The organism is Agrobacterium sp. CNPSo 2736 (genome assembly GCF_004005385.1).
Taxonomy (GTDB): Bacteria; Pseudomonadota; Alphaproteobacteria; order Rhizobiales; family Rhizobiaceae; genus Agrobacterium; species Agrobacterium leguminum.
In genome coordinates, this window is sequence record NZ_RZTX01000003.1 from 349,183 (window position 1) to 373,838 (window position 24,656).

Annotated in this window: 23 protein-coding genes; 10 read left to right on the forward strand and 13 right to left on the reverse strand. The window is 60.4% G+C overall.

Translation table 11 applies throughout. From position 1 onward, the window contains the following. Positions 1-28 precede the first annotated feature (28 nt). From murA to EM858_RS08130, 9 genes are all read left to right on the forward strand, one after another. Positions 29-1,321: a UDP-N-acetylglucosamine 1-carboxyvinyltransferase gene (gene murA, locus EM858_RS08090; RefSeq protein WP_127756374.1), complete on the forward strand. Its 1,293-nt coding sequence runs from the start codon at positions 29-31 to the stop codon at positions 1,319-1,321. A 114-nt stretch (positions 1,322-1,435) separates the two neighbouring features. Beyond that, positions 1,436-1,876, forward strand: a complete 441-nt coding sequence (locus tag EM858_RS08095) for a DUF2948 family protein (protein ID WP_004432481.1) — start codon at positions 1,436-1,438, stop codon at positions 1,874-1,876. A gap of 133 nt (positions 1,877-2,009) precedes the next feature. Next, complete coding sequence (hisD, locus tag EM858_RS08100; protein WP_127756375.1) at positions 2,010-3,308, forward strand: histidinol dehydrogenase; 1,299 nt, start codon at positions 2,010-2,012, stop codon at positions 3,306-3,308. A 3-nt stretch (positions 3,309-3,311) separates the two neighbouring features. Then, positions 3,312-3,785 (forward strand): UPF0262 family protein, encoded by a 474-nt coding sequence (locus EM858_RS08105; RefSeq protein WP_080817879.1) that lies wholly within the window; start codon positions 3,312-3,314, stop codon positions 3,783-3,785. A 2-nt stretch (positions 3,786-3,787) separates the two neighbouring features. Then, positions 3,788-4,276 (forward strand): low molecular weight phosphatase family protein, encoded by a 489-nt coding sequence (locus EM858_RS08110; RefSeq protein WP_003503450.1) that lies wholly within the window; start codon positions 3,788-3,790, stop codon positions 4,274-4,276. 143 nt (positions 4,277-4,419) lie between these two features. Beyond that, positions 4,420-4,638: a translation initiation factor IF-1 gene (gene infA, locus EM858_RS08115; protein ID WP_003503453.1), complete on the forward strand. Its 219-nt coding sequence runs from the start codon at positions 4,420-4,422 to the stop codon at positions 4,636-4,638. A 33-nt stretch (positions 4,639-4,671) separates the two neighbouring features. Further along, on the forward strand, positions 4,672-5,295 hold the full coding sequence (locus tag EM858_RS08120; RefSeq protein WP_020010410.1) for a Maf-like protein: 624 nt from the start codon (positions 4,672-4,674) through the stop codon (positions 5,293-5,295). Between the two features lie 3 nt (positions 5,296-5,298). Beyond that, a complete protein-coding gene (gene yacG / locus EM858_RS08125) occupies positions 5,299-5,526 on the forward strand; it encodes a DNA gyrase inhibitor YacG (RefSeq protein WP_065654468.1) in 228 nt (75 codons plus the stop codon). A 150-nt stretch (positions 5,527-5,676) separates the two neighbouring features. Continuing rightward, positions 5,677-6,510, forward strand: a complete 834-nt coding sequence (locus EM858_RS08130; protein ID WP_164865358.1) for a DUF6030 family protein — start codon at positions 5,677-5,679, stop codon at positions 6,508-6,510. A 12-nt stretch (positions 6,511-6,522) separates the two neighbouring features. On the opposite strand, the gene galE is transcribed toward EM858_RS08130, so the two are convergent. The 3 genes from galE to mscL all read right to left on the reverse strand — a co-directional run bounded on the left by galE (position 6,523) and on the right by mscL (position 9,631). After that, entirely contained in the window at positions 6,523-7,554 is a 1,032-nt protein-coding gene (galE, locus tag EM858_RS08135; RefSeq protein WP_080817881.1) for a UDP-glucose 4-epimerase GalE, read from the reverse strand. Between the two features lie 327 nt (positions 7,555-7,881). Continuing rightward, positions 7,882-9,048: a pyridoxal phosphate-dependent aminotransferase gene (locus tag EM858_RS08140; RefSeq protein WP_127756376.1), complete on the reverse strand. Its 1,167-nt coding sequence runs from the start codon at positions 9,046-9,048 to the stop codon at positions 7,882-7,884. 154 nt (positions 9,049-9,202) lie between these two features. After that, on the reverse strand, positions 9,203-9,631 hold the full coding sequence (gene mscL / locus EM858_RS08145) for a large conductance mechanosensitive channel protein MscL (protein ID WP_127756377.1): 429 nt from the start codon (positions 9,629-9,631) through the stop codon (positions 9,203-9,205). Between the two features lie 218 nt (positions 9,632-9,849). Between mscL and EM858_RS08150 the strand changes: the two genes are divergently transcribed. Next, positions 9,850-13,359, forward strand: coding sequence for a hybrid sensor histidine kinase/response regulator (locus tag EM858_RS08150; protein WP_127756378.1), 3,510 nt, complete (start codon positions 9,850-9,852; stop codon positions 13,357-13,359). 54 nt (positions 13,360-13,413) lie between these two features. On the opposite strand, the gene EM858_RS08155 is transcribed toward EM858_RS08150, so the two are convergent. The 10 genes from EM858_RS08155 to EM858_RS08200 all read right to left on the reverse strand — a co-directional run bounded on the left by EM858_RS08155 (position 13,414) and on the right by EM858_RS08200 (position 24,642). After that, positions 13,414-15,261, reverse strand: a complete 1,848-nt coding sequence (locus tag EM858_RS08155) for a methyl-accepting chemotaxis protein (RefSeq protein ID WP_080817891.1) — start codon at positions 15,259-15,261, stop codon at positions 13,414-13,416. Positions 15,262-15,403: 142 nt separating this feature from the next. Beyond that, positions 15,404-16,105 carry a helix-turn-helix transcriptional regulator gene (locus EM858_RS08160; protein ID WP_164865359.1) on the reverse strand — a complete coding sequence of 234 codons (702 nt, stop codon included), beginning with the start codon at positions 16,103-16,105 and terminating at the stop codon, positions 15,404-15,406. A 53-nt stretch (positions 16,106-16,158) separates the two neighbouring features. Beyond that, complete coding sequence (locus EM858_RS08165; RefSeq protein ID WP_035262791.1) at positions 16,159-16,890, reverse strand: helix-turn-helix transcriptional regulator; 732 nt, start codon at positions 16,888-16,890, stop codon at positions 16,159-16,161. 370 nt (positions 16,891-17,260) lie between these two features. Further along, the gene (gene fliF / locus EM858_RS08170) at positions 17,261-18,943 is read right to left on the reverse strand and encodes a flagellar basal-body MS-ring/collar protein FliF (protein ID WP_035262795.1); all 1,683 of its coding nucleotides are present in this window, start codon (positions 18,941-18,943) and stop codon (positions 17,261-17,263) included. Between the two features lie 128 nt (positions 18,944-19,071). Continuing rightward, positions 19,072-19,455 carry a hypothetical protein gene (locus EM858_RS08175; protein WP_035262798.1) on the reverse strand — a complete coding sequence of 128 codons (384 nt, stop codon included), beginning with the start codon at positions 19,453-19,455 and terminating at the stop codon, positions 19,072-19,074. A gap of 14 nt (positions 19,456-19,469) precedes the next feature. Then, positions 19,470-20,015 (reverse strand): chemoreceptor glutamine deamidase CheD, encoded by a 546-nt coding sequence (cheD, locus tag EM858_RS08180; protein ID WP_003522762.1) that lies wholly within the window; start codon positions 20,013-20,015, stop codon positions 19,470-19,472. Continuing rightward, positions 20,012-20,401 (reverse strand): chemotaxis response regulator CheY2, encoded by a 390-nt coding sequence (gene cheY2, locus EM858_RS08185; protein WP_003503467.1) that lies wholly within the window; start codon positions 20,399-20,401, stop codon positions 20,012-20,014. Before cheY2 ends, cheD begins: the two co-directional genes overlap by 4 nt. Next, entirely contained in the window at positions 20,401-21,456 is a 1,056-nt protein-coding gene (gene cheB / locus EM858_RS08190) for a protein-glutamate O-methylesterase CheB (protein ID WP_003522763.1), read from the reverse strand. Before cheB ends, cheY2 begins: the two co-directional genes overlap by 1 nt. Further along, positions 21,453-22,361 carry a protein-glutamate O-methyltransferase CheR gene (gene cheR, locus EM858_RS08195; RefSeq protein ID WP_127756380.1) on the reverse strand — a complete coding sequence of 303 codons (909 nt, stop codon included), beginning with the start codon at positions 22,359-22,361 and terminating at the stop codon, positions 21,453-21,455. Before cheR ends, cheB begins: the two co-directional genes overlap by 4 nt. 13 nt (positions 22,362-22,374) lie before the next feature. Next, a complete protein-coding gene (locus EM858_RS08200; RefSeq protein ID WP_127756381.1) occupies positions 22,375-24,642 on the reverse strand; it encodes a chemotaxis protein CheA in 2,268 nt (755 codons plus the stop codon). Between the last annotated feature and the right edge of the window lie 14 nt (positions 24,643-24,656).

Here is a 24,656-nt window from a genome sequence, read left to right on the forward strand (position 1 = left end):
AAAGGCGGGCACAGGCCCGTAGGGACGCATGGATCGCATCAGAATTACGGGTGGCAACAAGCTAAACGGCATCATTCCCATCTCCGGCGCCAAAAACGCCGCCTTGCCGTTGATGATCGCATCGCTTCTGACCAGCGACACGCTGACGCTCGAAAATGTGCCGCATCTGGCGGACGTGGAACAGCTCATCCGCATTCTCGGCAATCACGGCGTCGATATTTCCGTCAATGGCCGCCGCGAAAGCCAGGGCGAGGCCTATTCCCGCACCGTGCACTTCACCTGCCGCACCATTGTCGATACCACCGCACCTTACGAGCTGGTCTCCAAGATGCGCGCGAGCTTCTGGGTCATCGGCCCGCTTCTGGCGCGCGAGGGCCGCGCCCGCGTTTCCCTGCCCGGCGGCTGCGCCATCGGCACGCGCCCGGTCGACCTGTTCATCGAGGGCCTTGAGGCGCTCGGCGCAACGATGGAGATCGATGGCGGCTACATCAACGCCACGGCACCCAAGGGCGGCCTGATCGGTGCGGTTTACACCTTCCCGAAGGTTTCCGTCGGCGCGACGCATGTGATGCTGATGGCCGCAAGCCTTGCCCGCGGCACCACCGTCATCCACAATGCCGCCCGCGAGCCGGAAGTGGTGGACCTGGCGCAATGCCTGATCGCCATGGGTGCGAAGATCGAAGGCGCCGGCACCTCCACCATCACCATCGAAGGTGTTTCCTCGCTTTCCGGCGCGCGCCACCGCGTTCTGCCGGATCGTATCGAAACCGGCACCTATGCCATGGCAGTGGCAATGACCGGCGGTGACGTGGTGCTGGAAGGCACGCGCGCAGCGCTGCTCGACAACGCGCTCGACACGCTCAGGCTTGCAGGCGCCACGATCAGTGAGACGGAGACCGGCCTTCGCGTCGTGCGCAACGGCAACGGCATCCAGCCGGTCGATATCGTCACCGAGCCCTTCCCCGGCTTCCCCACCGACCTGCAGGCGCAGTTCATGGCGCTGATGACCCGTTCGCAGGGTGTTTCTCATATCACCGAAACCATCTTTGAAAACCGCTTCATGCATGTGCAGGAACTCGCCCGTCTCGGTGCGAAGATTTCGCTTTCCGGCCAGATGGCCCGCATCGAGGGCGTCTCCCGCCTGAAGGGCGCGCCTGTCATGGCGACCGACCTGCGCGCTTCCGTGTCGCTGGTCATTGCCGGCCTCGTGGCGGAAGGCGAGACCATGGTTTCGCGCGTCTACCACCTCGACCGAGGCTTCGAACGCCTCGAGGAAAAGCTCACCCGCTGCGGTGCACTGGTCGAACGCGTCAGCGATTGATCCTGTCTTCGCCGCTCATCCGTTTTCTACCCGTTGCAGAGTGGGCCCGGACTGCCTATTTCCAATGTAAGTCATGGAAATAGCGGTCCGCACCGCAGAAGAAGGAAGAAAAAGATGAGCGGCCTGAAATTGCTCGCGCTGGATACTGAAGATCTCTCCGTCATCTCGACGCATATGCAGGATAGTGTCTTTAAGCTGAAGGATGTTGCCTTCGAGCCGAAGCACGGCCAGTTCACGCTTTCCGCCAACCGTTTCGTCTGGGAAAGTACTGACAAAAAGAACCTGCCGCCGGAACGCTGCCGCAGCGTCGTTTTCCTGAAACGCGTCTCCGCCGTCCGCTCGCACGGCATCAACCGCGCCGACAGGGAACAGGTGCTGTCGCTTCTTGCCATCCGCTTCGTACAGAACGGCGAAGGACCTGATGGAGCCGTGGAATTGACGCTTTCGGGCGGCGGCGCCATTGCGCTCGATGTGGAATGCATCGAGGCGCAATTGACCGATGTGAGCGGCGCCTGGGAAACGGCTGCCAAACCGCATCATCCAGACAGCGAATAAGCACACCGCGCCATTGCAACGGTTGCCTTTCGTCACCGTTTCGATTTATGCCACATACCAGAGCCGCAATTTTTCTGCGGTAAGTTCGTGCACCTCGCGGGATCGCCCGCGGGGACAATGAAAGGGTAATGGCGTGGCAATCTGGCTGGAGCAGGCGTCGGCGGATTTCGAACGGAAATTCGCGGCCTTCCTGACAACCAAGAGAGAAGTTTCCGAAGACGTCAACGCAACCGTTCGCGACATCATCAACGATGTCCGACATCGCGGCGATGCGGCCCTTGCCCATTATTCCCAGAAATTCGACGGTATCGATTTCACCAAGGTCTCGATGCGTGTCACGGCGGACGAGATCGACGCGGCCTTTGCCGCCGTCGACAAGAGCGTCATCGAGGCGCTTGAACTTGCCGCCCGGCGTATCGAAAAACACCATGCACGGCAGATGCCGAAGGATGATATTTACGAGGACGATATCGGCGTGGGCCTCGGCTCGCGCTGGACCGCCATCGAGGCCGTTGGCCTTTATGTGCCGGGTGGTACCGCCAGCTATCCAAGCTCGGTGCTGATGAATGCCGTGCCGGCCAAGGTTGCCGGTGTGGAGCGCATCGTCATGGTGGTGCCGGCCAATGGCGGCGTGATAAACCCCGCCGTTCTTGCCGCCGCGCGCATCGCCGGTGTGGAGGAAATCTACCGCATCGGCGGCGCGCAGGCGGTGGCGGCACTTGCCTATGGTACTGAGACCATCGCGCCGGTCGCCAAGATCGTCGGCCCCGGCAATGCCTATGTGGCGGCCGCCAAGCGTCAGGTCTTCGGCACCGTCGGCATCGACATGATTGCCGGTCCCTCCGAAGTGCTGGTTATTGCCGACAGCGACAATGATCCGGACTGGCTCGCCGCCGATCTTCTGGCGCAGGCGGAGCACGATCGCGGTGCGCAATCCATCCTCATCACCGACAATGCCGAGCTCGGCAAGGCTGTTGAAGCCGCTGTCGAGCGGCAGTTGAAGCGCCTGTCACGCTCCGAGACGGCGGCGGCAAGCTGGGCCGATTTCGGCGCGGTCATTCTGGTCGAAAAGCTCACCGACGCCATTCCGCTCGCCAACCGTATCGCCGCCGAGCATCTGGAACTTGCCGTCGATGACCCGGATGCCCTGATGGCGCATATCCGCAATGCGGGCGCGATCTTCGTCGGACGCCATACGCCGGAAGTGATCGGCGATTATGTCGGCGGCTCCAACCACGTGCTCCCGACGGCGCGGTCGGCGCGCTTCTCCTCTGGCCTCTCGGTGCTGGATTTCGTCAAGCGCACCTCGATCCTGCGGCTTGGACCGGAGCAGTTGCGACAGCTTGCGCCCGCGGCCATCACCCTTGCCCGGTCCGAGGGACTGGACGCGCATGCGCGTTCCGTCTCCATTCGCCTCAATCCGGAAAGTTAAGCGATGGCTTCAGGCGATTTCCGGCTTTGCGACGTGGTACTGGACGACAGCATCGGCCGGTCCACGCCCGATGTGGAGCATGAACGCGCCGTCGCCATTTTCGACCTCATCGAAGAAAACAGCTTCGAACCCTTTGGCCACGATGGCGGCCCCTATCGGCTGCATATATCGCTGGTCGATGCCAAGCTGGTTTTTTCAATCCGCACCGAAGACGAGAAGGATGTCGCGACCCATATTCTGTCGCTGACGCCGTTCCGCCGCATCATCAAGGATTATTTCCTGATCTGCGAAAGCTATTACGAGGCGATCCGCTCCTCTACGCCGAGCCAGATCGAGGCAATCGACATGGGCCGGCGCGGCATTCACAATGACGGCTCGCAGACGCTGATGGATAGGCTTTCCGGCAAGATAAAGGTGGATTTCGACACGGCGCGCCGCCTCTTCACCCTTGTCTGCGTGCTTTATTGGCGGGGTTAGAGATGATCGATCCTGCCGCAGCGCCAAACGAGGGACGAGCGCCCAAATCGGTCCTCTTCATGTGCGGCATGAACTCCATCCGTTCCCCCATGGCGGAGGTCATCGCCAAACGGCTGGTGGCGCCCGGCATCTACATCCAGTCGGCAGGCGTGCGGGCCGGCGAGCGCGATCCCTTCGTGGATGCGGTGCTGGAAGAACAGGGTTTTTCGCTCGGCAAGCACAAACCACGCACTCTGGACGAGATCGAGGATGATTTTTTCGATCTGATCATTACATTGACGCCCGAAGCCCATCACGCCGCACTGGAACTGACGCGCTCGAATTCACTGGACGTAGTCTACTGGCCGACCATGGACCCAACGGTGATCACGGGCACGCGCGAGCAAATCCTCGACGCCTATCGCGAGGTGCGGGACCATCTGGCAAAGCTGATCTCGGAACGACTGCCGGGGCGGCAGCAGCCGGTGGCGGATACGCTTTCAAAAGACTGAAAACTGCCTCGGCCTGTTAAAATCAATCGCGATTTTCAAGCCGGTGCTTTAGAGGTTCACAAATGTGCCGGGATTGTGTAGTTTCCGCGCAATTTTCCCGGACTCGATATGTCCGGCACTATCAACAGGAAGAAAACCCTTACATGACAAAAGAAGAAGTCCTTGAATTCCCGGGCATCGTAACCGAATTGCTGCCGAACGCAACATTCCGCGTGAAGCTTGAGAACGACCACGAAATCATCGCTCACACGGCGGGCCGCATGCGCAAGAACCGTATCCGCGTTCTGGCCGGCGACAAGGTGCTGGTCGAAATGACGCCTTACGACCTCACCAAGGGCCGCATCACCTATCGCTTCAAGTAATCCACCTTCCGCATCGGACGCCCGGGCAGCGCAATGACCAATTCAAAACAAAAGCTCGTTCTGGCATCCGGCTCGCCGCGGCGTCTGGAGCTGCTGCATCAGATCGGTATCGAACCGGCACGTCTGATGCCGATGGATATAGACGAGACGCCGGCCAAGCTCGAGCATCCACGCACGCTCTGCCGCCGTCTGTCCTTGCAGAAGGCGGAAGCCGCGCAGGCGGCGCTGAAGAACGAACAGGCGTGGAAAGACGCCTATGTCCTGGGATCCGATACGGTGGTCGCCGTCGGTCGCCGCATCGTTGGCAAGGCCGAATATACGGAAGAGGCCTCGGCGGCGCTGCATCTTCTCTCGGGACGCAGCCATTGGGTCTATACCGGCATCTGCCTCGTGACCCCCGGCGGCAAGATCCGGCAGAAGGTGGCGGAGACCAAGGTGCGCTTCAAGCGCCTCTCCACGCGGGAGATCGAGGCTTACATCGCGTCGGGCCAGTGGCGCGGCAAGGCGGGAGCCTATGGCATCCAGGGCATTGCCGGCGCATTCGTGCAGAAACTGACCGGCTCCTATACCAATGTCGTCGGCCTGCCGCTTTATGAAACCATGTCGCTTCTTTCCGGAGAAGGATTTGAGGTGACTTCGGGCTGGCTCGAAGGATAGGCCATGGCAAAGTCCCCCACTGAAGGCGCTGGAAACGTCACCCCGCTTCGCAAATCCCAGCCATGCCCGGAATGCGGGCGGCCATCGACGCGCGAAGACTACCCTTTCTGTTCGGATCGCTGCCGCTCGCTCGATCTCGCTCGCTGGCTGAACGGCTCCTACGCCATTCCGGTTGCGGACGATGAAAGCAGCGCCGGCGGACAGGACGGCGGCAAGAATAACGCCGAATGAGAACCTGCACTGCCGGAAACTTCGGCGGTGAATTGCATAAGATTTTCAGAGCAACCGCTCGCACCACATATTCACCGGGTTGCCGACAGCCCGAAAAACCATATCAGAACCGGCTGACGCCTTTTTCCGCCAGCCCCTTAAGGTCTTGCGATGGACGCAGGCTTGCAGAAGAGAGTGAGCCATGGCGCGCTGCTGTTTGCGGTGCTGGCCGTTTGCCTTGCCATAGGCGCGACGGTGCTGCTGGCCAATGACAAGAAGCACCTCAAAAGCCTGCTGGCCTATCTCAATCTGGCGCCCGCCATACAGTCCGCCACGCCACCGAAGATGAAGCCTGTCAAACGGCAGAAACTCGCCACCCCAAAAGTCTCTCTGCCGCCGCATCTGCTGAAGTTCGAGCAGGTGGGCGACAGAGCATCTTTCGCCCGCGATTTCGTTGTTTCCGGCAAGGAGCTTTGCGAGCGCTTTACCGCCGCGGGTTTCTCCAACCCGCGGGGCTGGCACGCGAGCCCGGTCAACATCCGCAGCTTCGAATGCATGGCCGATCTTGCGGCAGGAAGCGCATCAGACCCGGCCGAGCGGGCATCGCTCTTTCTTGAAATAAGGGGCGAAGCCTCCGGAGAAATTCGCTCCATCAGGATGAAGGCGGTTGCGCCCAAGACGCCGGATGGGGCGGCCGTTCTGGCGAAGCTCGATGAAGCGCTCGCCACGATCATCGGACAGACGCGCTGGGCCGATCTGGCGGACATGCTGGAGCCGGCACGCCGGATGCAGCCCTATCAGGCACAGCATTTCGGTATTTCGGTTTCCATAAAACCGGAACCGACGGCGCCGCATCGCCTGAACGTGATTTTGCTCGCAAACGAACAATCGCCGGGGTTGAAGCTGACACGCAGCTTCTTTGACCGGGATCGCTGGCTTAGCCCAGCCGCTCCACCGGATCGGCCGGCGCTCTATGCGTCCGCCAAGAAAGACCGTGTCCGGTGAGGCGAAGGCCGCTCAGCCTATTGCAGCCAGCTTGCGCCGCACGGGCGGAATCCGGTCGCTTTGCTGGGCCTGACGTTTGGCCTCCCACTGAAGCGCGGTGCGAACGATGGTCGCCAGATCGTTGAAGCGGGGGCGCCAGCCCAGTTCCGACTGGATACGCGACGAATCCGCCACCATGGCCGCAATATCGCCCGCGCGGCGCGGACAATGGATGATCGGGAAATCGCGTCCCGATTCCCGCTGCACGGCCTGCAGGACGTCCAGAACCGAATAACCGACGCCATAACCGCAATTGAGCGTGCGGGTGCCGCCACCGGCGCGCAGATGCGCCATGGCCAGCATATGTGCGTCGATCAGGTCGCTGACATGAATATAGTCGCGGACGCCGGTGCCATCGGCGGTCGGGTAATCCGTCCCGTAAACTTCCACCCGGTCGCGGCGACCGGTTGCGGCTTCGCAGGCCACTTTGATGAGGTTTGCCACGCCCGTGGGCGAAGGCCCGGCGCGGCCCTGCGGGTCGGCTCCGGCGACGTTGAAATAACGCAGCGCCACATAGTTGAAATCATGCGCCTGCACGACATCGCGCAGCATGATTTCAGAGGCGAGTTTCGACAGGCCGTAGGGGTTTTCCGGGCTGAGGATCGCGGTTTCAGGAACCGGGCCGTCAAAGGGCTGGTTTCCATAGACGGCGGCTGTCGAGGAGAAGATGAAATTGCGGATGCCATGGGCGACTGCCGCAGCGACGAGGGCGCGGGTCGTGCCCGTATTGTTTTCGTAATATTCGAGCGGCTGGCTGATCGATTCAGGAACGCTGACGGAGCCCGCGAAGTGGAAGATGGTCTCGATCTGGTTTTCTTCGAAAATCTGGTCCAGCAGTGCGCGGTCCGCCGCATCGCCCAGATAAAAACGCGCCGCCGGCGCAACAGCCCAGCGCGAGCCCGTCGAAAGCCGGTCGACAACAACGACCTCTTCCCCGGCATCGAGCAAAGCCCACACCATGTGGCTTCCTATATAACCGGCCCCACCCGTGACCAGAACAGCCATGATACTACTTCCCTGTTTGCTTTTCTTGAGCTCATCAAAGCCAATAATTCTTCATCATTGATTACTTGCACAGCGAATACGCGACCAATCCACCGCCCCATTAAAAAGGTGGGTTACGATTGGTTAGCGCAATGAAGTGCTTTTTATTTATTAGTGAAAATGTTCTCATAAATGGAACAAGGAGCGCATATCACAGAAAATACCCCACGTCGATGGTTGCGCCGTGGGGTTGCAGTTTTAGGTCTTCGCTGTGATTTTGTTGTCGATTTCCCTACCCCAGCGCGATCCCGGCACGGCAGGGGAAACCATTGAACGCAAAGCCGACGCTTACCTGCCGAGGATATAGGATGCCAGCCGATCGGCCGCGTCTTCTATCTGCCTGGGGTTGCGCAGGAAGCAGGCGCGGAGAAACAGTTCCCCTCCCGGGCCGAAGGCCGTGCCGGGCGCAAGACCGACCCCGGTCTTGTCGACGATATCGAGCGCCGTCGCCCGGCTGTCCGTCACGCCGTCAATCTTGAGAAAGGCGTAAAGGGCGCCGTCCGGCTTCAGGGTTTCCACACGGTTCGTCGCGATGAGCGCATCGCAGAGAATATCGCGGGATGTCAGAGCGCGTTCGTAATTTTCGCGGACGAAACCATCGCCGTGATCGAGGGCGGCGACAGCGCCGCGCTGCATGAACTGCGCCACGCCTGAGGTGGAATATTGAATGAGATTCTCGATCACCTGACCGATGGCCGGCGGGGCGACAAGCCAGCCGACGCGCCAGCCGGTCATGGACCAGTTCTTTGAGAAGGAGTTGGCGAAGACGATTTTGTCGTCCGGCTCCATGACGTCGAGGAAGGACGGCGCACGGCTGCCGGAATAGTGATAAAGCGCATAAATCTCGTCGGCGACGATCCACAGATCGTGTTTGCGGGCGAGCGTCAGAACGTCGCGGAGATTGTCGAGCGTCGCCGTCCAGCCGGTCGGGTTGGAGGGCGTATTGATGAAAAGCGCCTTCGTCTTATCCGTGATCGCGCTTTCCAGCCTGTTGATGTCGAGATTCCAGCGGCCGTCGCGGAAATCGATACCGACCGGAACCGCCTTCGCACCCGCCACGCCGATGGCGGCCACGATATTCGGCCATGTCGGAGACAGATAGACCATTTCGTCACCGGGCGAGGTCAGCGCCTGCACGGCAAGCACGATGGCCTGCATGCCGGAACCGGTCGCATAAAAATGTTCCGGCGGCAGCGACGTCGCGAAATGACGTTGATAATAGCGGCTCAGCGCCTGGCGCAATTCGGGAATACCGCGCTGCCAGGTATAGAAGGTTTCGCCGTTGTTCAGCCCATCAATGGCGGCCTGATTGATGAAGTCCGGGCTCGGCAGATCGCCTTCGCCGACCCAGAGCGGCAGGAGATTGTCCCGCCCCCGGGCATAATTCACGACTTCAACAATGCCGCTCTCGGGAGCCGCCAGAGAGCGCGCACTCAGACTGTTCAAAATGGACATTAAAGACACTCCGTTTGGCGCCTTCTTATCGCATCGAATCAGCCATGTGCATGATATTCCGTGAGGCGATCATGGATTTTCTTTATGGGTCATCCCCGGCAGGAGATCGCCGGCCTCATGGGCCGGCACATCAGGCCGGGGACGATGGCGACAATCAACGCGTCTTCAGCAGATCGCGGATTTCGGTGAGGAGCTTGACGTCTTCCGGCGGCGGTGCTGCTTCCGGCTTTTCCTCGACCTTCTTGCGCTCAACGGAATCACGAAGCTTGTTGACGCCCTTGACCATCAGGAAAATGATCCAGGCCAGGATTAGGAAGTTGATGAGAACCGTCAGAAAGTTGCCGTAGGCGAAGACGGCGCCCTGCTCGCGGGCGGCGGCGAGCGAGGTGGCGTTGACATTGGAACTCAACGCCAGGAAGTAGTTCGAGAAGTCGAACCCGCCGAAGATGGCGCCGACAATCGGCATGATGAGATCGTTGACGACGGAGTCGACGATCTTGCTGAAAGCCGCACCGATAATAACACCCACGGCCAGATCCATGACATTGCCGCGGGCAATGAAGGTTTTAAATTCGTTAAGCATTCAGATTGTCCCTCTCTCCTGCTTCGCGAGCTGAAGCTATGTGACTGTCCCTACGGGTCGAACCATATAGGGTCCGGGCTTCATTTGGAATCCGCGGGATTGCATTTATTAGCTTTTTTGCACGCTCACCTTGAACTTTATGCTCAGACCGCGCTCATTCTCAACGGCAGAGAATTCGCCTATGCTGATATTCGGGAATTCTTGCATGGGGAGGATGCGTGCTTCCTGGGTGGATCATATTCGGTTCGGCCTTCGCTTATGTCCTGCTGCTGTTTGCGGTTGCAAGCTATGGGGACAGGAAGAGCCGCAAAAGAAACGCTCCGAATAAAGGGCGTCCGTTCGTCTATGCGCTCAGCCTGGCGATCTATTGCACCTCCTGGACCTATTTCGGCGGCGTGGGGCTTGCGGCAGACAGGGGACTGGAATTCCTCGGCATCTATACCGGTCCGATCCTTGCCTTCACCATCGGCATGCCGATCATCCGCCGCATCGTCGAACTGGCGAAAACGGAAAAGCTGACGTCCGTTGCGGATTTCATTGCCGCCCGTTACGGCAAGAACTCCACAGTGGCGATGATCGTCGCCATTATCGCGCTCGTCGGCGCCATTCCCTATATCGCGCTGCAGCTGAAAGCCGTTTCCAGCTCGGTGGCGACGATGGTCGATCCCGGCGATTACGGCATTGGCAGCGGCAATCTTTATTTCCTCGACCTGCCGCTGGTCGTCACCATCGTCATGGCGGGGTTTGCCGTCATGTTCGGCACCCGCCACACCGATGCCACCGAACATCAGGACGGGCTCATTCTGGCGATCTCGATGGAATCGCTGGTCAAGCTCGTCGCCATGTGCACCGTCGGCTTTTATGTGCTCTTCGTGCTCTTTGACGGTCCCGTGCATCTGTGGCAGCTCGCCTCCGATAACGAACAGGCCATGCGGGCCATATCCTATCACACGCCCGTCAGCCGCTGGATCGTGATGACGCTGCTTTCCGGCTTCGCCATCATCCTGCTGCCGCGCCAGTTCCACGTCACCGTGGTTGAAAACCGCACGCCGCAGGAGCTGCGCATGGCGGGGTTCCTGCTGCCGCTCTACCTTATCGCGATCAACATCTTCGTGCTGCCGATTGCGCTGGCCGGCATTCTGACGCTCGGCGCCAATGGCGATGCCGATCTCTACGTGCTGCAATTGCCGCTCAATCATCAGATGCCGGTCGTGTCGCTGATCACCTTCATCGGCGGATTTTCGGCGGCGACCGCGATGGTGATCGTCGCTTCGGTGGCGCTGTCGATCATGATTTCCAACGATATCGTCATGCCGATCTTCCTGCGGCAGAAGCTGCTGAACCGTTCTCCGCACCGGGACGACTTCGCCAAGACGCTGCTCAACATCCGCAGGACGGCAATCTTTGCGGTGCTGCTTCTGGGCTATGGCTATTATCGCGCCGCCGACAGCGCCACGGGCCTTGCCTCCATCGGCCTTCTGGCATTCGCCGCCATTGCGCAGATGGCCCCTGCTTTGTTCGGCGGGCTGTTCTGGCGGCGCGCCAATGCGCGCGGCGCAATCGCCGGCTTAAGTTCCGGCTTTTTCGTCTGGGCCTATCTGCTGTTCCTGCCGAGCTTCGGCGGGCCGGATAATTCCGAGGTCGCGGCGAATATTCTCGGCTTCCTGTTTTCCGGCAGCACGGTGTTCAACGGGCCTGAAGCCGACCCGTTCGTGAATGCCGTCATTCTCAGCCTGCTCGTCAACAGCCTTGCCTTCGTGCTCGGCTCGCTTTCGCGCAATCCGAGGCCGGTGGAGCGCATCCAGTCCGGCATCTTCGTCAAGCGCCACTCAAAATCGCAATTCGCTACACGCGGCTGGAAAACCCGTGTCAGTGTCGGCGACCTCAAAAGCGCGGTCGCCCGCTATCTCGGCGAGGAGCGCATGTTGCGGTCACTCGCGACCTATGAAAAGACGGCGGGCAGGAAGCTCAATGACGACCAGCCGGCGGACATGGCGCTGATCCATTTCTCCGAACAGTTGCTGGGCAGCGCCATCGGCTCTTCCTCCGCCCGTCTGGTGCTTTCGATCATTCTTCAGAAGGCGGAAGACACCAGCGCGGACACGGCATGGCTACTCGACCAGGCGAGCGAGGCCCTGCAATATAATCAGGACATGCTGCAGACCGCGCTCGCCCAGATGGACCAGGGCATTGCGGTTTTTGACAGTTCGCAGCAGCTCACCATCTGGAACCGGCGCTTCCGCACGCTGCTGGATTTGCCCGAGCAATTCGGCCAGGTCGGCGTACCGCTCACGGATATCGTTTCGATGCTGCAGGAACGCGGCGATATGCCCGATGGCGACACGAATGAGCTGATTACCAGCTTCCTGACGATGGACCTGCCCTTCTCGCTGGTGCTGGCGGGCGGCGAGCGCATCATCGAAGTGCGCTCCAACACCATGCCGGACAAGGGCATCGTCGCCACCTTCACCGATATCACCCAGCGTGTGGCGAGCGATCAGGCGCTGAAACAGGCAAACGAGACGCTGGAGCAGCGCGTGGCGGAGCGAACCGTGGAGCTTACCCGCGTCAACCGCGAACTGGCGGAAGCGAGAGCATCCGCCGACGAGGCGAATATCGGCAAGACACGGTTTTTCGCCGCCGCCGGCCACGATATTCTCCAGCCGCTGAATGCCGCCCGCCTCTATTCCTCTTCGCTGGTCGAACGGCTTGGCGCATCGGGAGAAAGCGATCTCGTCCATAATATCGATTCGGCGCTGGAATCGGTCGAAACCATTCTCGGCGCGGTTCTCGATATTTCCCGTCTCGACACCGGCTCGATGAAGGCGCGCATGACATCCGTGCCGCTGAATGAGCTGCTGAAACGCATCGAAACCGATTTCGCGCCGATGGCGCAGGAGAAGAACCTCGACCTCGTGGTCATGCCAACCTCACTCACGGTCCGCTCCGACCCTAATCTCCTGCGGCGTCTGATACAGAATCTCGTTTCCAACGCCATCAAATACACGTTGAAGGGCAAGGTGGTCGTCGGTGCGCGCCGCCGGGGCGGCGAAGTGGTCATTCAGGTGACGGATTCCGGTATCGGCATTCCCTCTTCCAAGTTTCGCACTGTCTTCAAGGAATTCGCCCGATTGGACGAGGGTGCAAGAACGGCATCCGGCCTCGGGCTCGGTCTTTCCATCGTCGACCGGCTGTCGCGCATGCTGCACCATCCGGTCCAGCTGATTTCCACCCCCGGAAAAGGCACAACCTTCCGCATCCACCTGCCGCGCGAGGCGGATCGCATCGTACCGGCCAAAGCCGATGGCGGGACAATCAGTCCCGCAGCCAGCGACCGCCTTCAGGGCGTCCGGGTCCTGTGCATCGACAACGAGCCGAAAATCCTCGAGGGCATGACGCTGCTCTTGACGGGATGGGGCTGTGAGGTTTTACCCGCAGGTTCCGTGGCGACGCTTGAGGAGCCCTTCCTCACTTTGGCCGCAGCCCCCGACGTCATCGTCGCCGATTACCATCTGGACGATGGCGACGGCATCAGTGCCATCCGCCTCATCAGGACATTTTACGGCAAGACGATCCCTGCCCTGCTGGTGACGGCGGATCGCAGCCCGGAAGTGCGCAGCGATGCCGAAAAATACGGGATTTCGGTTCAGCACAAACCGGTCAAACCGGCGGCGCTGCGGGCCTATATCAACCAGATATCCGGTACTGTGCGGGCAGCGGCCGAATAAAAACTCCCGGACCTTGCGATCCGGGAGCGGTTTTGACCTTCAAAAACAGACCTATCAGGCCGCCTGGTTGTAGCGATCCCTGCCGGTCGCCGAACCCTGCTCCATCTGGAACCGCTGCACCAGATCGAGCAGCGCTTCCACCTCGCCTGAGAGTACCCGGCTGGCCGCGCTCGACTGTTCGGCAAGCGCCGCATTCTGCTGCGTCATCTGGTCCATCTGGTTGACGGAGCTGTTGACGTTATGAAGCGCGGAGGACTGGTCCTGCGTCGCCGTCGCAATGGTTTCGACATGCTGGCTGACGGTAACGATCTGCTGGCTGATGGCGGAAAGAACCGTGCCCGCCTCCTGCACCAGCTTCGAACCGGAGCTGACCTCATGCGTCGACTGGTTGATGAGCTGCTTGATCTCGCGGGCCGCGTCGGCGGAGCGCTGGGCGAGCTCACGCACTTCCTGCGCCACCACGGCAAAACCCTTACCCGCCTCACCCGCACGCGCCGCCTCGATGCCGGCATTGAGCGCAAGAAGATTGGTCTGGAAGGCGATGTCGTCGATGACCTCGATGATCTGCTCGATCTTGCGCGAGGCGTCTTCGATGCGGCCCATGGCGTCGACGGCGTTGCTGACGACCGAACCGGAACTGTCGGCGCTCTGCTTGGTGATGCGCACAGCCTCATTGGCCTCCCGCGCCCGCTCGGCCGACGATCTGACGGTAACCGTGATTTCGTCCACGGCGGCGGCGGTCTCTTCCAGCGAGGCGGCCTGATTTTCGGTGCGCTTCGACAGGTCGACCGACGATTGCTCGATTTCAAAACCGCTATGCTGGATGATCAGCGTGCGCTCGCGGATCTGCCCCAGCGCATCGCGCAGATTGAGAAGGGATTCGTTGAAATCCGTGCGCAGGCGGTCGAGACGACCGGCGAAAGGCGTCTCGATAGTGCGGCTCAGATCGCCACGCGAAAGCCTGCCGAGGCCGGAAGCGATCTCGCTGACCGCAAATTCGATCTGGCCGTCGAGTTCCTGTTTCTCGGCGTCGTTGCGGTGACGTTCGGACTCGGCTGCGGAGCGTTCCTCGGCGCTTTTGCCCTCGATCGCCAGTTTCTCGATCGCATTCTCGCGGAAAATCACCAGCGCGCGGGCGATGTTGCCGAATTCATTGGTGTTGGTGGCGTAGGGGATCGGCGTGTCGAGATTGCCGTCCGAAAGGGACTTCACCGCATCGGTCAGCTTGCCAAGCGGCTGAAGCGTGCGCTTGATGACGAAATAGGCGAGCAGGCCGACGCCAAGCATGGCGAGCGCGCCACAGATCAGCATCATGTCGCGCAGGCTGTATATCTGCGCATCGTAGACATCCATGGGAACGCCCACGAACAGGATGCCGACGGTTGCGCCGGTCTTGTTCGTAACCGGCATATAACCGGTCATATAGCTGGTGCCGAACAGCGTGGCGGTGCCAAAATAGGCCTCTCCCTTGGAAACTTTCGGGAAAGCGGGATGATCGGTAGCAAGCTTGGTGCCTGCTGCTCTCTCACCCTTTTCGTTCTTCAGATTGGTGGTCAGACGAATGAACTCGCCGGCCTTGGCTTCAAAAACAGTAGAGATACCGCCGTTGCCGGCTGCCGTGCGATCGACGAGATCATTGTCACGCATCGTTCCGATGCTGGCGCGACCGACGCTCTTCAACTCGCCATCCACCATTTCGAGGGCAACGCCGCCGACCTTCATCTCATAGAGGATGGCCATGCCGCGCATTGCGCTGTGCGTATCACGCAACGCGGTGGTGATGATGTTGTCCTTCAAGCGAATGTAGGTCGAAAAACCAACTGCCGCCACGCTGAGCGTGATCAGGCCGATCGTCAACGCGACGACCTTGCCGGCAACGGACTTAAAGAGCCGGTTGTGCATGAAACAGTTCCCCAAAGCCAAACTTATAAAAGTTCTAATAGGCAACTGTTAAAAAAACGCGAAGTGTCGATAGCGCCTTTTAGGGGGCACAAGCCGGGGCGGCACCTACCGGCTTATGAGGGACGGGAAAGCCCGTCCGCCGTCAGTGGATATAACCGAGCCGGATGGCCTTGGCGATCGCCTGGATGCGGTTGACGGAATCGAGCTTGATCGTCGCCGAACCGAGATAGGCGTTGACGGTGTGCACGGAAAGCCCGAGTTTGACCGCGATTTCTTCGCTGATACGGCCGTCCCCCGCCAGTTGCAGGCAGGCGATTTCCCTCTCGCTCAGCGCTTCCGAAGGCGCCGCCTTGCGCTCGTCCAGCGCCAGCATGTCCACCATGATTTCACAGCATTTGATGTGCTGTTCGATCACGACCTCATTGTCGAGAACGAGGTTGGTGCCGCAGAAGACGATATAACCGTTGCCGATGGTGCCGAGCCGCACCGGAAGCGCCAGCCCCGCATAGGGCAAGGTATCGTTCTCGATGCGGCGCAGAAGTGCGGGCACATCGGGAAGGTCGGCAAAGCCGCCGGCATTCTTGTTGCGCCAGATGACCGGCAGGAGCGACGTCTCGATATGATCGAGAAGAATGTCGCCGACGGCGCGGATGAACTGCGCGCTCTGCTCTGCGGCATTCATGCCCCAGTTTTCCAGCTCGCAGGTCAGCTTCTTCTTGTTGGGGAAACCGGAAGCGGCAGCCTTCGTCACCACGAAATTGCGTGCGCCGACCAGCTTCTGCATGGCGACGAGCTTCGGAAAAAGATCCGACCGGCTCGTCACGATAGGGCTACGGTAAAACATGCCCGTCTGACCTGAACCCTCATTGTCTTTCGTCTGTACCATCCGTCCGACCATTATACGAGGTTGTTGCGCACGGCGTAGGCAATTGCCTCCGAGCGGGTTTTCGTCGCGGTTTTACGCATCACGCTTGTAATGTAATTATTGATCGTATTGCGCGAAATGCCAAGGATCATCGCAATTTCATCGCTCGTCTTGCCTTCCGCGATCCAGAACAGGCATTCGAGTTCGCGCTCCGTGAGATCGATATCGCGCACGGTCTTTGCTTCGCTGGCAATGCCGAAGCTGACGCAATAGCCCGTCAGCAGGGCGATTTCGCGCAGCCGTTCCGGCGAAGGCACCGCTTCTTCGGGAAACAGCAGCAGCAGCGAAAGCCGGATGCGTCCTACACAGAAAGACAGCGCCGAATATTGCCGGTCTATGCCGTAGGGAACCGAAACATCGTCGGGAAGGAAGAGCAGCCGCGGCTGCAGAAGCGAAAGGCATTTCTCCATTTCGCTCGATCTGTTCTGGCTGTTGGCCAGCTCGATACCGAGCCTGCGGACCAGATCGAAAGGCCAGTCGGAGGTGACGATGAATTTCAGTCCGGTTTCTTCGAGAAGATCATCCCGCGCCAGCAGATAATGCGAGGCGCCAGCGTAGGTTACGAGCAGATCCAGTGCGCCTGCAACGTTACCGGCAGCAGCCGTGGCTGCGACGTTTTTAGCAAGCTGATCGCGCGGCAAGGGCTTACCCATGCCCTCCATAGGCTTGGCAGACAGCCTGCGGATATCAACATCGACTTTCAATCGCCTACGCCCTCTTGCTCCCAGTGGGAGATTATACCTCGGGATGGAATCATTCCATTCGAGAAGCTTACCAAAATGGGACGGCAAGCCCCCGGAGACCGAATCACTTCATTTTATGGAACGGACTGGGATTTGCCATTACCTGACACCAGCCTTTCCACGTATTTCGCTGTTCGTCTATTGCTAAAAAAACATACTGAAAAGCTGTTCAATCCATAAACGGCATTCTCAGCCAATTCCCAGCAAACTGTATCGTTGCTGAATTTTTTGTAAACACTGTCCTGAAACGAGATTGCCACGGCTCGCCCGCCAAGCATAGCAAAAAGCCCAAAAACGGAAAAAAGGCCGGGTAAAACCGGCCTTTTCGATATTATGCAGCTTTTTCCACCGCCCATTTGCGCAGGATTTTGGCGGCTCTTTCCTCGCTGATTTCCACCATGCGGGAGAGCCTGCGCTCGGGTCCTTCGCGAACCCGGCGGTTGAATGTGCCCTCGCCATCGCCGCCCGCCAGAAGGTCGTCGGTGCTGTCGAAGCCGAAATCCGCCCCGAAACCTTCCATGAGACCGCCTGCGCCCGCATCCATGCCGGGAGAGAAATCCGGCAGTTCGAGACCGGCGGCCTCCTGGCTGAGCTGGCCTGCGGCGGCCCCGTTGCCGGTCACGGTGCGAACCAGAGGGCGTACACCGAGCCAGACGACAAGGAAGGCGACAGCGACAAAGGCGAGCGAGTTGATGATGCCAGCGGAATTGCGGCTCAGCACTTCCATGATGCCGGGTCCGGTTGCGGCCTCATCCAGCAATTGCGTTTCGAGGAAGTCCATCGCCGTCAGCGAGACGATGTCGCCACGGTCGGAGGAAATGCCCGCGGCCGAAGTGACGATCTTCTGCATTTCGGCAAGATAGGCGTCGATCTTCGCCTGATCGGCGGGCTCGCCGACCATTTTGGCGATCCGGCCCTTGTTGACGACGACCGCGACCGAAATCTTCTCGACGGTGTAGCCATTCTTGACCGTGGCTACCGTCTTGGAATTGATCTCGTAATTGGTCTGCTCTTCCTTCTTGGCCGACTGGTCGGAGGATTGCGGACCGCCGCCGCCGCCCTGGGGCGCGGCCTGCGGTACGTTCTGCTCCACGGTCGCGGCCGTATCCGGCTGCGTTTCCTGGGACTTCTGGTCTTCCTTTACCGTGCGCACGGAGCGCTCGACGCGCGATTCCGGATCGTAGACGGTTTCCTGAATCTGGCGGCTGTCGGTATTCAGCTGCGCCGTGACGCTGGAGCGGAAATTGTCCATGCCGAGGAAAGGCGCCAGCGCCTTGTCGATATTGGTTTCGATTTCCTGCTGCACATTCTGCGCCAGCGTCAGCGAGCGGTTCATGGCGGCATTGGTGACATCGTCGCCGGAAGCGAGAAGCTGGCCGGTCGAATCAAGCAGTGTCACATCGTCGACTTCAAGGCCGGGAACGGCCGAGGCGACGAGGTGACGGATGGAGGCGGACGCCTTGCGGCCGGCCGAAGCACTGGCGCGGATCATGACCGATGCGGTGGGCTTCTGTTCGCCGCGGCGGAAATTGCCGACGTCAGGCATGACGATATGGACGCGTGCGGCCGCAATGCCGTCAATCTGCTGGATGGAGCGGCCGATCTCGCCCTCAAGGGCGCGAACGCGCGTCACTTCCTGCATGAAGGAGGTCAGGCCGAGGGAGCCGACATTGTCGAAAAGCTCATAACCGGCATTGGCGCTGTCGGGCAGGCCGCGCTCAGCCAGAAGCAATCTTGCCTTGCTGGTGAGGCCAACGGGAACCTGAAGGCTGGAACCATCGGTCCCCACCTGAAAGTCCAGACCCGATTCGGCGAGCGCAATGCTGATCTTGTTAAGGTCGCTTTTTTCAAGCCCCACATAGAGGGTCTCGTAAGCGGGACGGTTCACGTAAAGAGCTGCAGCGAGGATGATGGCCATGGACACAACGCCCACGCCGCCCAGCATCAGCAGCCGCGTCTGCCCCAGCGCCGCGACATTCTTCAAGACCTGAGGGATTTGATTTAACAGATTCATTCTGTTCCGCACCGTCATTCATAGAGTCCGAGACCTTTTGGCCCCGTCGTGACAATAGGGTGCGAAGCTTGCGCGAGCGTTGCCTTTCTCCGCATTCAGCAAGGAAAGGAACGCGGCGGGAATATGGTCTAGAACAGGTCGAAGTCGCCGGAAGCCTTGTCCAGCGGCTGGGAATGGCCATGGCGGAAGGCAGCGCCCAGCGCCTTCTGCATTTCGGCCAGCTTGACGAGGCTAAGCGCGGTGGAGACATCCACGATCCAGTCTCCGGGGATGGAACCGGTGATGGTATCGATGAATTCCGCAAGGCCGCGGGTTTTCTGGACGGCAAGGTCGATGCCCTGCAGCAGCTTGACGCCTTCACTGGACAATTGACCGCTGGTCACTTCAAGCAATTGCGGCTCGATGCGCTCGATGAGATAGGCGACGTCGTGCAGTTCCGATACCACGCGCATCAGAACGTCCGGCAGGGCTTCTTCGAACGGAGTGGCGGCGGTGTGCTCTGCAAGCTGCATTGGAAACTCCGTGACTAGAAAAATTCGATGTCGTTGGCGACTGGCTTGGGGGCCGGCACCGGACGCGTTTCCATGGCAACCGTCTTCTGGGTTTCCGCGCCGCTGAGCGGGTGCTGACGCGCGCGCCCGGAGACCGGCCAGAATTCGATCTTTCGGCCGTGGTCCCCGCCTGTGGAGGAGCTTAAGACCGGAATACCTTCATCCTTCAGAAACTGCATGGCGAAGATGGCATTCTGCTCGCCGACGTTGGAGAAGCTGGCAATCGTCTTTGCGCCGCCGAAAACCTTCGCTTCCAGCCGGTCGCGCCGCGCCCCCTGCTTCAGGAGCCCGTTGATCAGGAGCTCCATGAGATGCACGCCGTAACGCGTGGCATCTCCGCCGGTCACATTGCCCGTTCCCGGCAGCAGGAAGTGATTCATGCCCCCTAAGCCGGCAACGGGGTCTCTCAGACAGGCGGCCACGCACGAACCGAGTATCGTCGTCAGCACCACATCGGGATCGCTGACGACCTTGTACTCGCCCTGAATGATATGTACGCGCTTGGCCGCAGCTTCAATCATTTCAGCGATCCGAAAACCGCCTCGATGGCAGCGCGCATTTTGTCGATCGTGAAGGGCTTGGCCAGCACGTTGTTGGCGCCGAGCTGGGCTGCCTTCTGCACCAGCGCGCGGTCACCCTGCGCGGTGAGGATGATGAAGGCGGCCTTCTTGGTGGTCGGGTTGGCCCTGACGGCGTGCAGGAAACCGAGACCGTCCATCTTCGGCATGTTGAAATCGGAAATGACGAGATGATGGGGCTGCTGCTCCATGATCTTCATTCCCTGCTCGCCGTCACCGGCGGCGGTGATCTGCTTGAAGCCGAGCTGTGTCAGCGCATCGCTGAGCAGCAGCCGGCTGGTCACCTGATCGTCGACGATCAGAACTTTGATCTTTTCTGCGAGAGACATTAGTCAGCACCTTCTTTGCGGGCAGTGGTTAGTTTCAGGATTTCTTCGCCGATGGAGGCCAGCGGGAGTTGCTGTTCCACGGCGCCAAGTTCATAGGCCACGCGGGGCATGCCGTAGACGACACATGTTTTTTCGTTCTGACCGACGGTGCGCGCACCGGCATGACGCATTTTCAACAGCCCGGCTGCGCCATCGCGGCCCATGCCGGTGAGAATGACGCCGACGGCGTTACGGCCGGCAAGCTCGGCCACCGAATCGAACAGCACATCGACGGAGGGCCGGTGGCCGTTGACGGGATCGCGTTCGACAAGCCGGCAGCAGGGTGCGGACCGGTTGGCGATCTGCAAATGGCGCTCGCCGCCCGGCGCAAGATAGATCTTGCCGGTCTGCAGACGCGCACCGTCCGTCGCCTCTTCCACCACGGGGGCGCAGATGCGGTTCAGCCGTTCGGCAAAACTCTTGGTGAAGGTCGGCGGCATGTGCTGGGTGATGACGGTCGGCGGGCAATTGGCCGGGAATTTCTGCAGCACGGCGATCAACGCTTCGACACCGCCGGTGGAGGAACCGATGGCCACGACCTTGCGCCCAGCGCGATATTCACTGACCGGGACCGGCTGCGGCGCGGCTGCGGCTTCCGGGCGCGCCGCACGGTAGGCGGCATGTTGCGAGCGGGCGGCGGCCTTCACCTTGTCGGCCAGATCGCCGAAGGGGCGTGCATCGCCCGGAGCCGGCTTGCCGACACAGTCGAAGGCGCCGATTTCAAGCGCGGCAAGCGAAGCATCCGCGCCGCGATGGGTCAGCGACGAGACCATGATGACCGGCATGGGCCGCAGGCGCATGATCTTTTCGAGAAATTCCAGCCCGTTCATTTCCGGCATCTCGATGTCGAGCGTCACGACATCGGGATTGAGCTGCTTAATGGCCGCGCGTGCTTCCATGGCGTTGCCGGCCTGCCCGACCACCTCGACTTCCGGATCGGCCTTGAGGACAGCCGAAATCAGGCCGCGCATGGTGGGCGAATCATCGACGACGAGTACCCGTGCGAGTGCGCTCATGCCTTCCTCCCCGAAGCGTGGCCAGTGAAGCGGTAGGTGGTGATGCCCGTATTGTCGAACAGGTTCTTGGCGTCACCGGAGACGCGTTCGGAATGCCCGATATAAAGATGACCGCCTTCCGGCAGCAGCCCGGCAAAACGCGACCAGATGCGCATCTGCGTCGGCTCGTCGAAATAGATGACGACGTTGCGGCAGAAGATCACGTCGAAATTGCCCTTGAAGGGCCATTGCGTCATCAGGTTCAACTCGTTGAAGGTGATGAGACGCTTGACCTTGTCGTCGATGCGGAACTTGCGGCGACCGCCGGCGTCGACTTCCGTGAACCATTGCTTGCGCATGGCCGGAGATACGGTTTCGAGCGCATTGTCGTCATAGACCCCTGCCCGGGCCTGCGCCAGAATCTTGGGGTCGATATCCGTCGCCAGGATTTTGAAATCGTAATCCGCCGCATTCGGGAACATGGCGAGCACGGTGAGCGCGATGGAATAGGGCTCCTGCCCATCCGAACAGGCAGCCGACCAGATGCGGACACGACCGCCGCTCTTCGCCCGCGTGATAAGACCCGGCAGGACCTCGTCCCGCAGATGTTCGAAATGGTGGTTCTCGCGGAAGAAACGGGTGAAATTCGTCGTCAGATGCGACAGCATTTCACGACGCGCCTGCGCGCCATCCGGCGAGGACACCAATGCGCAATATTCGCGGAAACCCGACAGGCCGAGGTTGCGGATATGCTTCGACAGTCGGGAATAGACCAGCGACGCCTTGGTGTCGTTGAGATAGATGCCCGCATCGGCATAGATCATCGCCGCGATTTCCGAAAGGTCGCGTCTCGTCAGCGGATATTCGCCGCTGGCAAGAACCTCGTCGGGAGACTGGCGCTGGTCGCTGAAATTAAGTGCTGCCATGGATGATCCGCTTTCAACCTGTCGCCGCGAGCGACATTTCCTGCTTCAGGGGCTGTCCGCGCGAGGCGCTGACGATGGCATCGACATCCAGGATGAGCGCGACACGGCCGTCACCGAGGATGGTGGCGGCGGCAATGCCCGGAACATGGGTATAGTTGGCTTCCAACGACTTGATGACAACCTGACGCTGGCCCTGGATCGCGTCGACCATCAGGGCGCGCTGGCCACCGCCTTCCGATTCCACCAGAAGCGCGACACCTTCGACCGGATCGGCCTGGGTCGGGCGGAAGTTCAGCACGCGGCCGACATCGACCAGCGGGCAGAAGGAGTTGCGGATGGAGATCAGCCGCTGGTTCGCGCCGAAGGAATGAATGTTCTTCGCTTCCGGCTGCAGGGTCTCCACGATTGCCGTCAGCGGCACCACCAGCGTCTGGCCGGCAACGGTCACCACCATGCCGTCGAGAACGGCAAGCGTCAGCGGCAGGCTCATGGTGAAGGTCGAGCCATGGCCGGGGCGCGAGGAGATGCTGATGCGACCGCCAAGCGCCTGAATGGAGCGCTTGACCACATCCATGCCGACGCCGCGGCCGGAAATGTCGGAAATCTTGTCGGCGGTGGAGAAGCCCGGAGCGAAGATCAGATTGTCGATCTCTTCATCCGTCAGGTTCGCGTCGGCGGCGATGAGGTCGTTGTCGATTGCCTTCTGGCGAACGCGCTCGCGGTTGATGCCCGCGCCATCGTCCTGAAGCTCGATCAGGATGCGGCCCGAACGGTGCTTGGCCGAAAGCTTGATGGTGCCTTCCGGGTTCTTGCCCGCCGCTTCGCGCTTTTCCGGCGTTTCGATGCCGTGGTCGACGGCATTGCGGATCATATGCGTCAGCGGTTCGGCCAGCTTGTCGATGACCGTCTTGTCGACTTCCGTGTTTTCACCTTCGGTGACGAGGCGGATCTGCTTGCCGATCATGTCTGCGACTTCGCGGACGATACGCGACATGCGCTGGAAGACGGGCTTCACCGGCTGCGCGCGGATCGCCATGACGCTGTCCTGAATTTCGCGCGTCAGCTGCTGTAGTTCGTCCAGACCCATATTGACGGCGGAGGTGCCGCTCGCATCGTTTTCGATGACGCTCTGCGACAGCATCGCCTGATTGATGACGAGTTCGCCGACGAGGTTGATCAGGCGGTCGACACGGTCGAGGTCGACGCGGATGGTCTGGCCGGCGCTGGCATTGGCCGCTGCATTGGCATTCGCCTGGGCTGCGGCAGGCGCTGCCGCCGCTTCACGCTTTTCGATTGCCGCATTGACGCTCTGGGCGATCTGCGTTGTCGCAACGGCCGTTTCGACCGCTGCGGCAACGTAGGAGGCTTCAGCCGGGGCGATTTCAACAGCGGGCTGCTCTTCCGGTCCGCTATCGAGGGCCGAAAGATCGAACGGCACCGGGATCATCGGAAGCTCTTCCGCGTCGTCTGCGGCATCCGAAACAACCGGCACGATTTCGAGATCGCAATCCCATTCGGCAAATTCGAAGACGCTGCGGATGCCCTCTTCGCCCTTGTCGGTCGCAATCGAAACCGTCCAGGAAAGATAGGATGCTTCGGGATCGAGCTTGTCCAGAGAAGGCAGCTCCGACATGTCGCAATTGATGCTCATTTCGCCTATGCGCGAAAGATCGCGCAGGAGAAGGGCGGCCTCGTTGCCTTTCGAATAAAGCGACGCGTGCGGCTTGAAGGTGATCTGGAAGGACGGCGCTTCCATCAACGGCGTGGTTTCGTCGGCAAAGTCCGTGAAGGAGAACGGGATCGGCTCGAAGCCGCTCTCATCCGTCGGCTTGGGGGCGACGGGTTGCGGCGCCTTGACGGCGGCCGGCGCTGCCACGGGCGCGGAAACCTGCACGGTTTCGCCGTTTGCCAGCGCTTCCAGCTCCTTGACGAGGCCGCGGGTGCGGCTTTCATCGACGCTGCCGCCGTCTCTGGCCGCATTGGTCAGGTCCGCCAGCACGTCGGCGGAGCGCAGCATGACTTTCAGAACATCCTGTGTCGGCTCCAGCTTGTTGGAGCGGACGCAGTCGAGGGTCGTTTCAAAAACGTGGGCGAAGGCCACGAGATCATCGAGACCGAAGGCACCCGCCCCGCCCTTGATGGAATGAACGGCACGGAAAACGGCGTTGACGGTTTCCGGATCGCGGTCGCCGTCATTCAATTTAAGAAGCCCCGATTCCAGTTCAGCGAGTTGCTCCTCGCATTCCTGGAAAAAGATTTCCTTGATTTCGTTCATATCCATCGTGAAATGTCCCG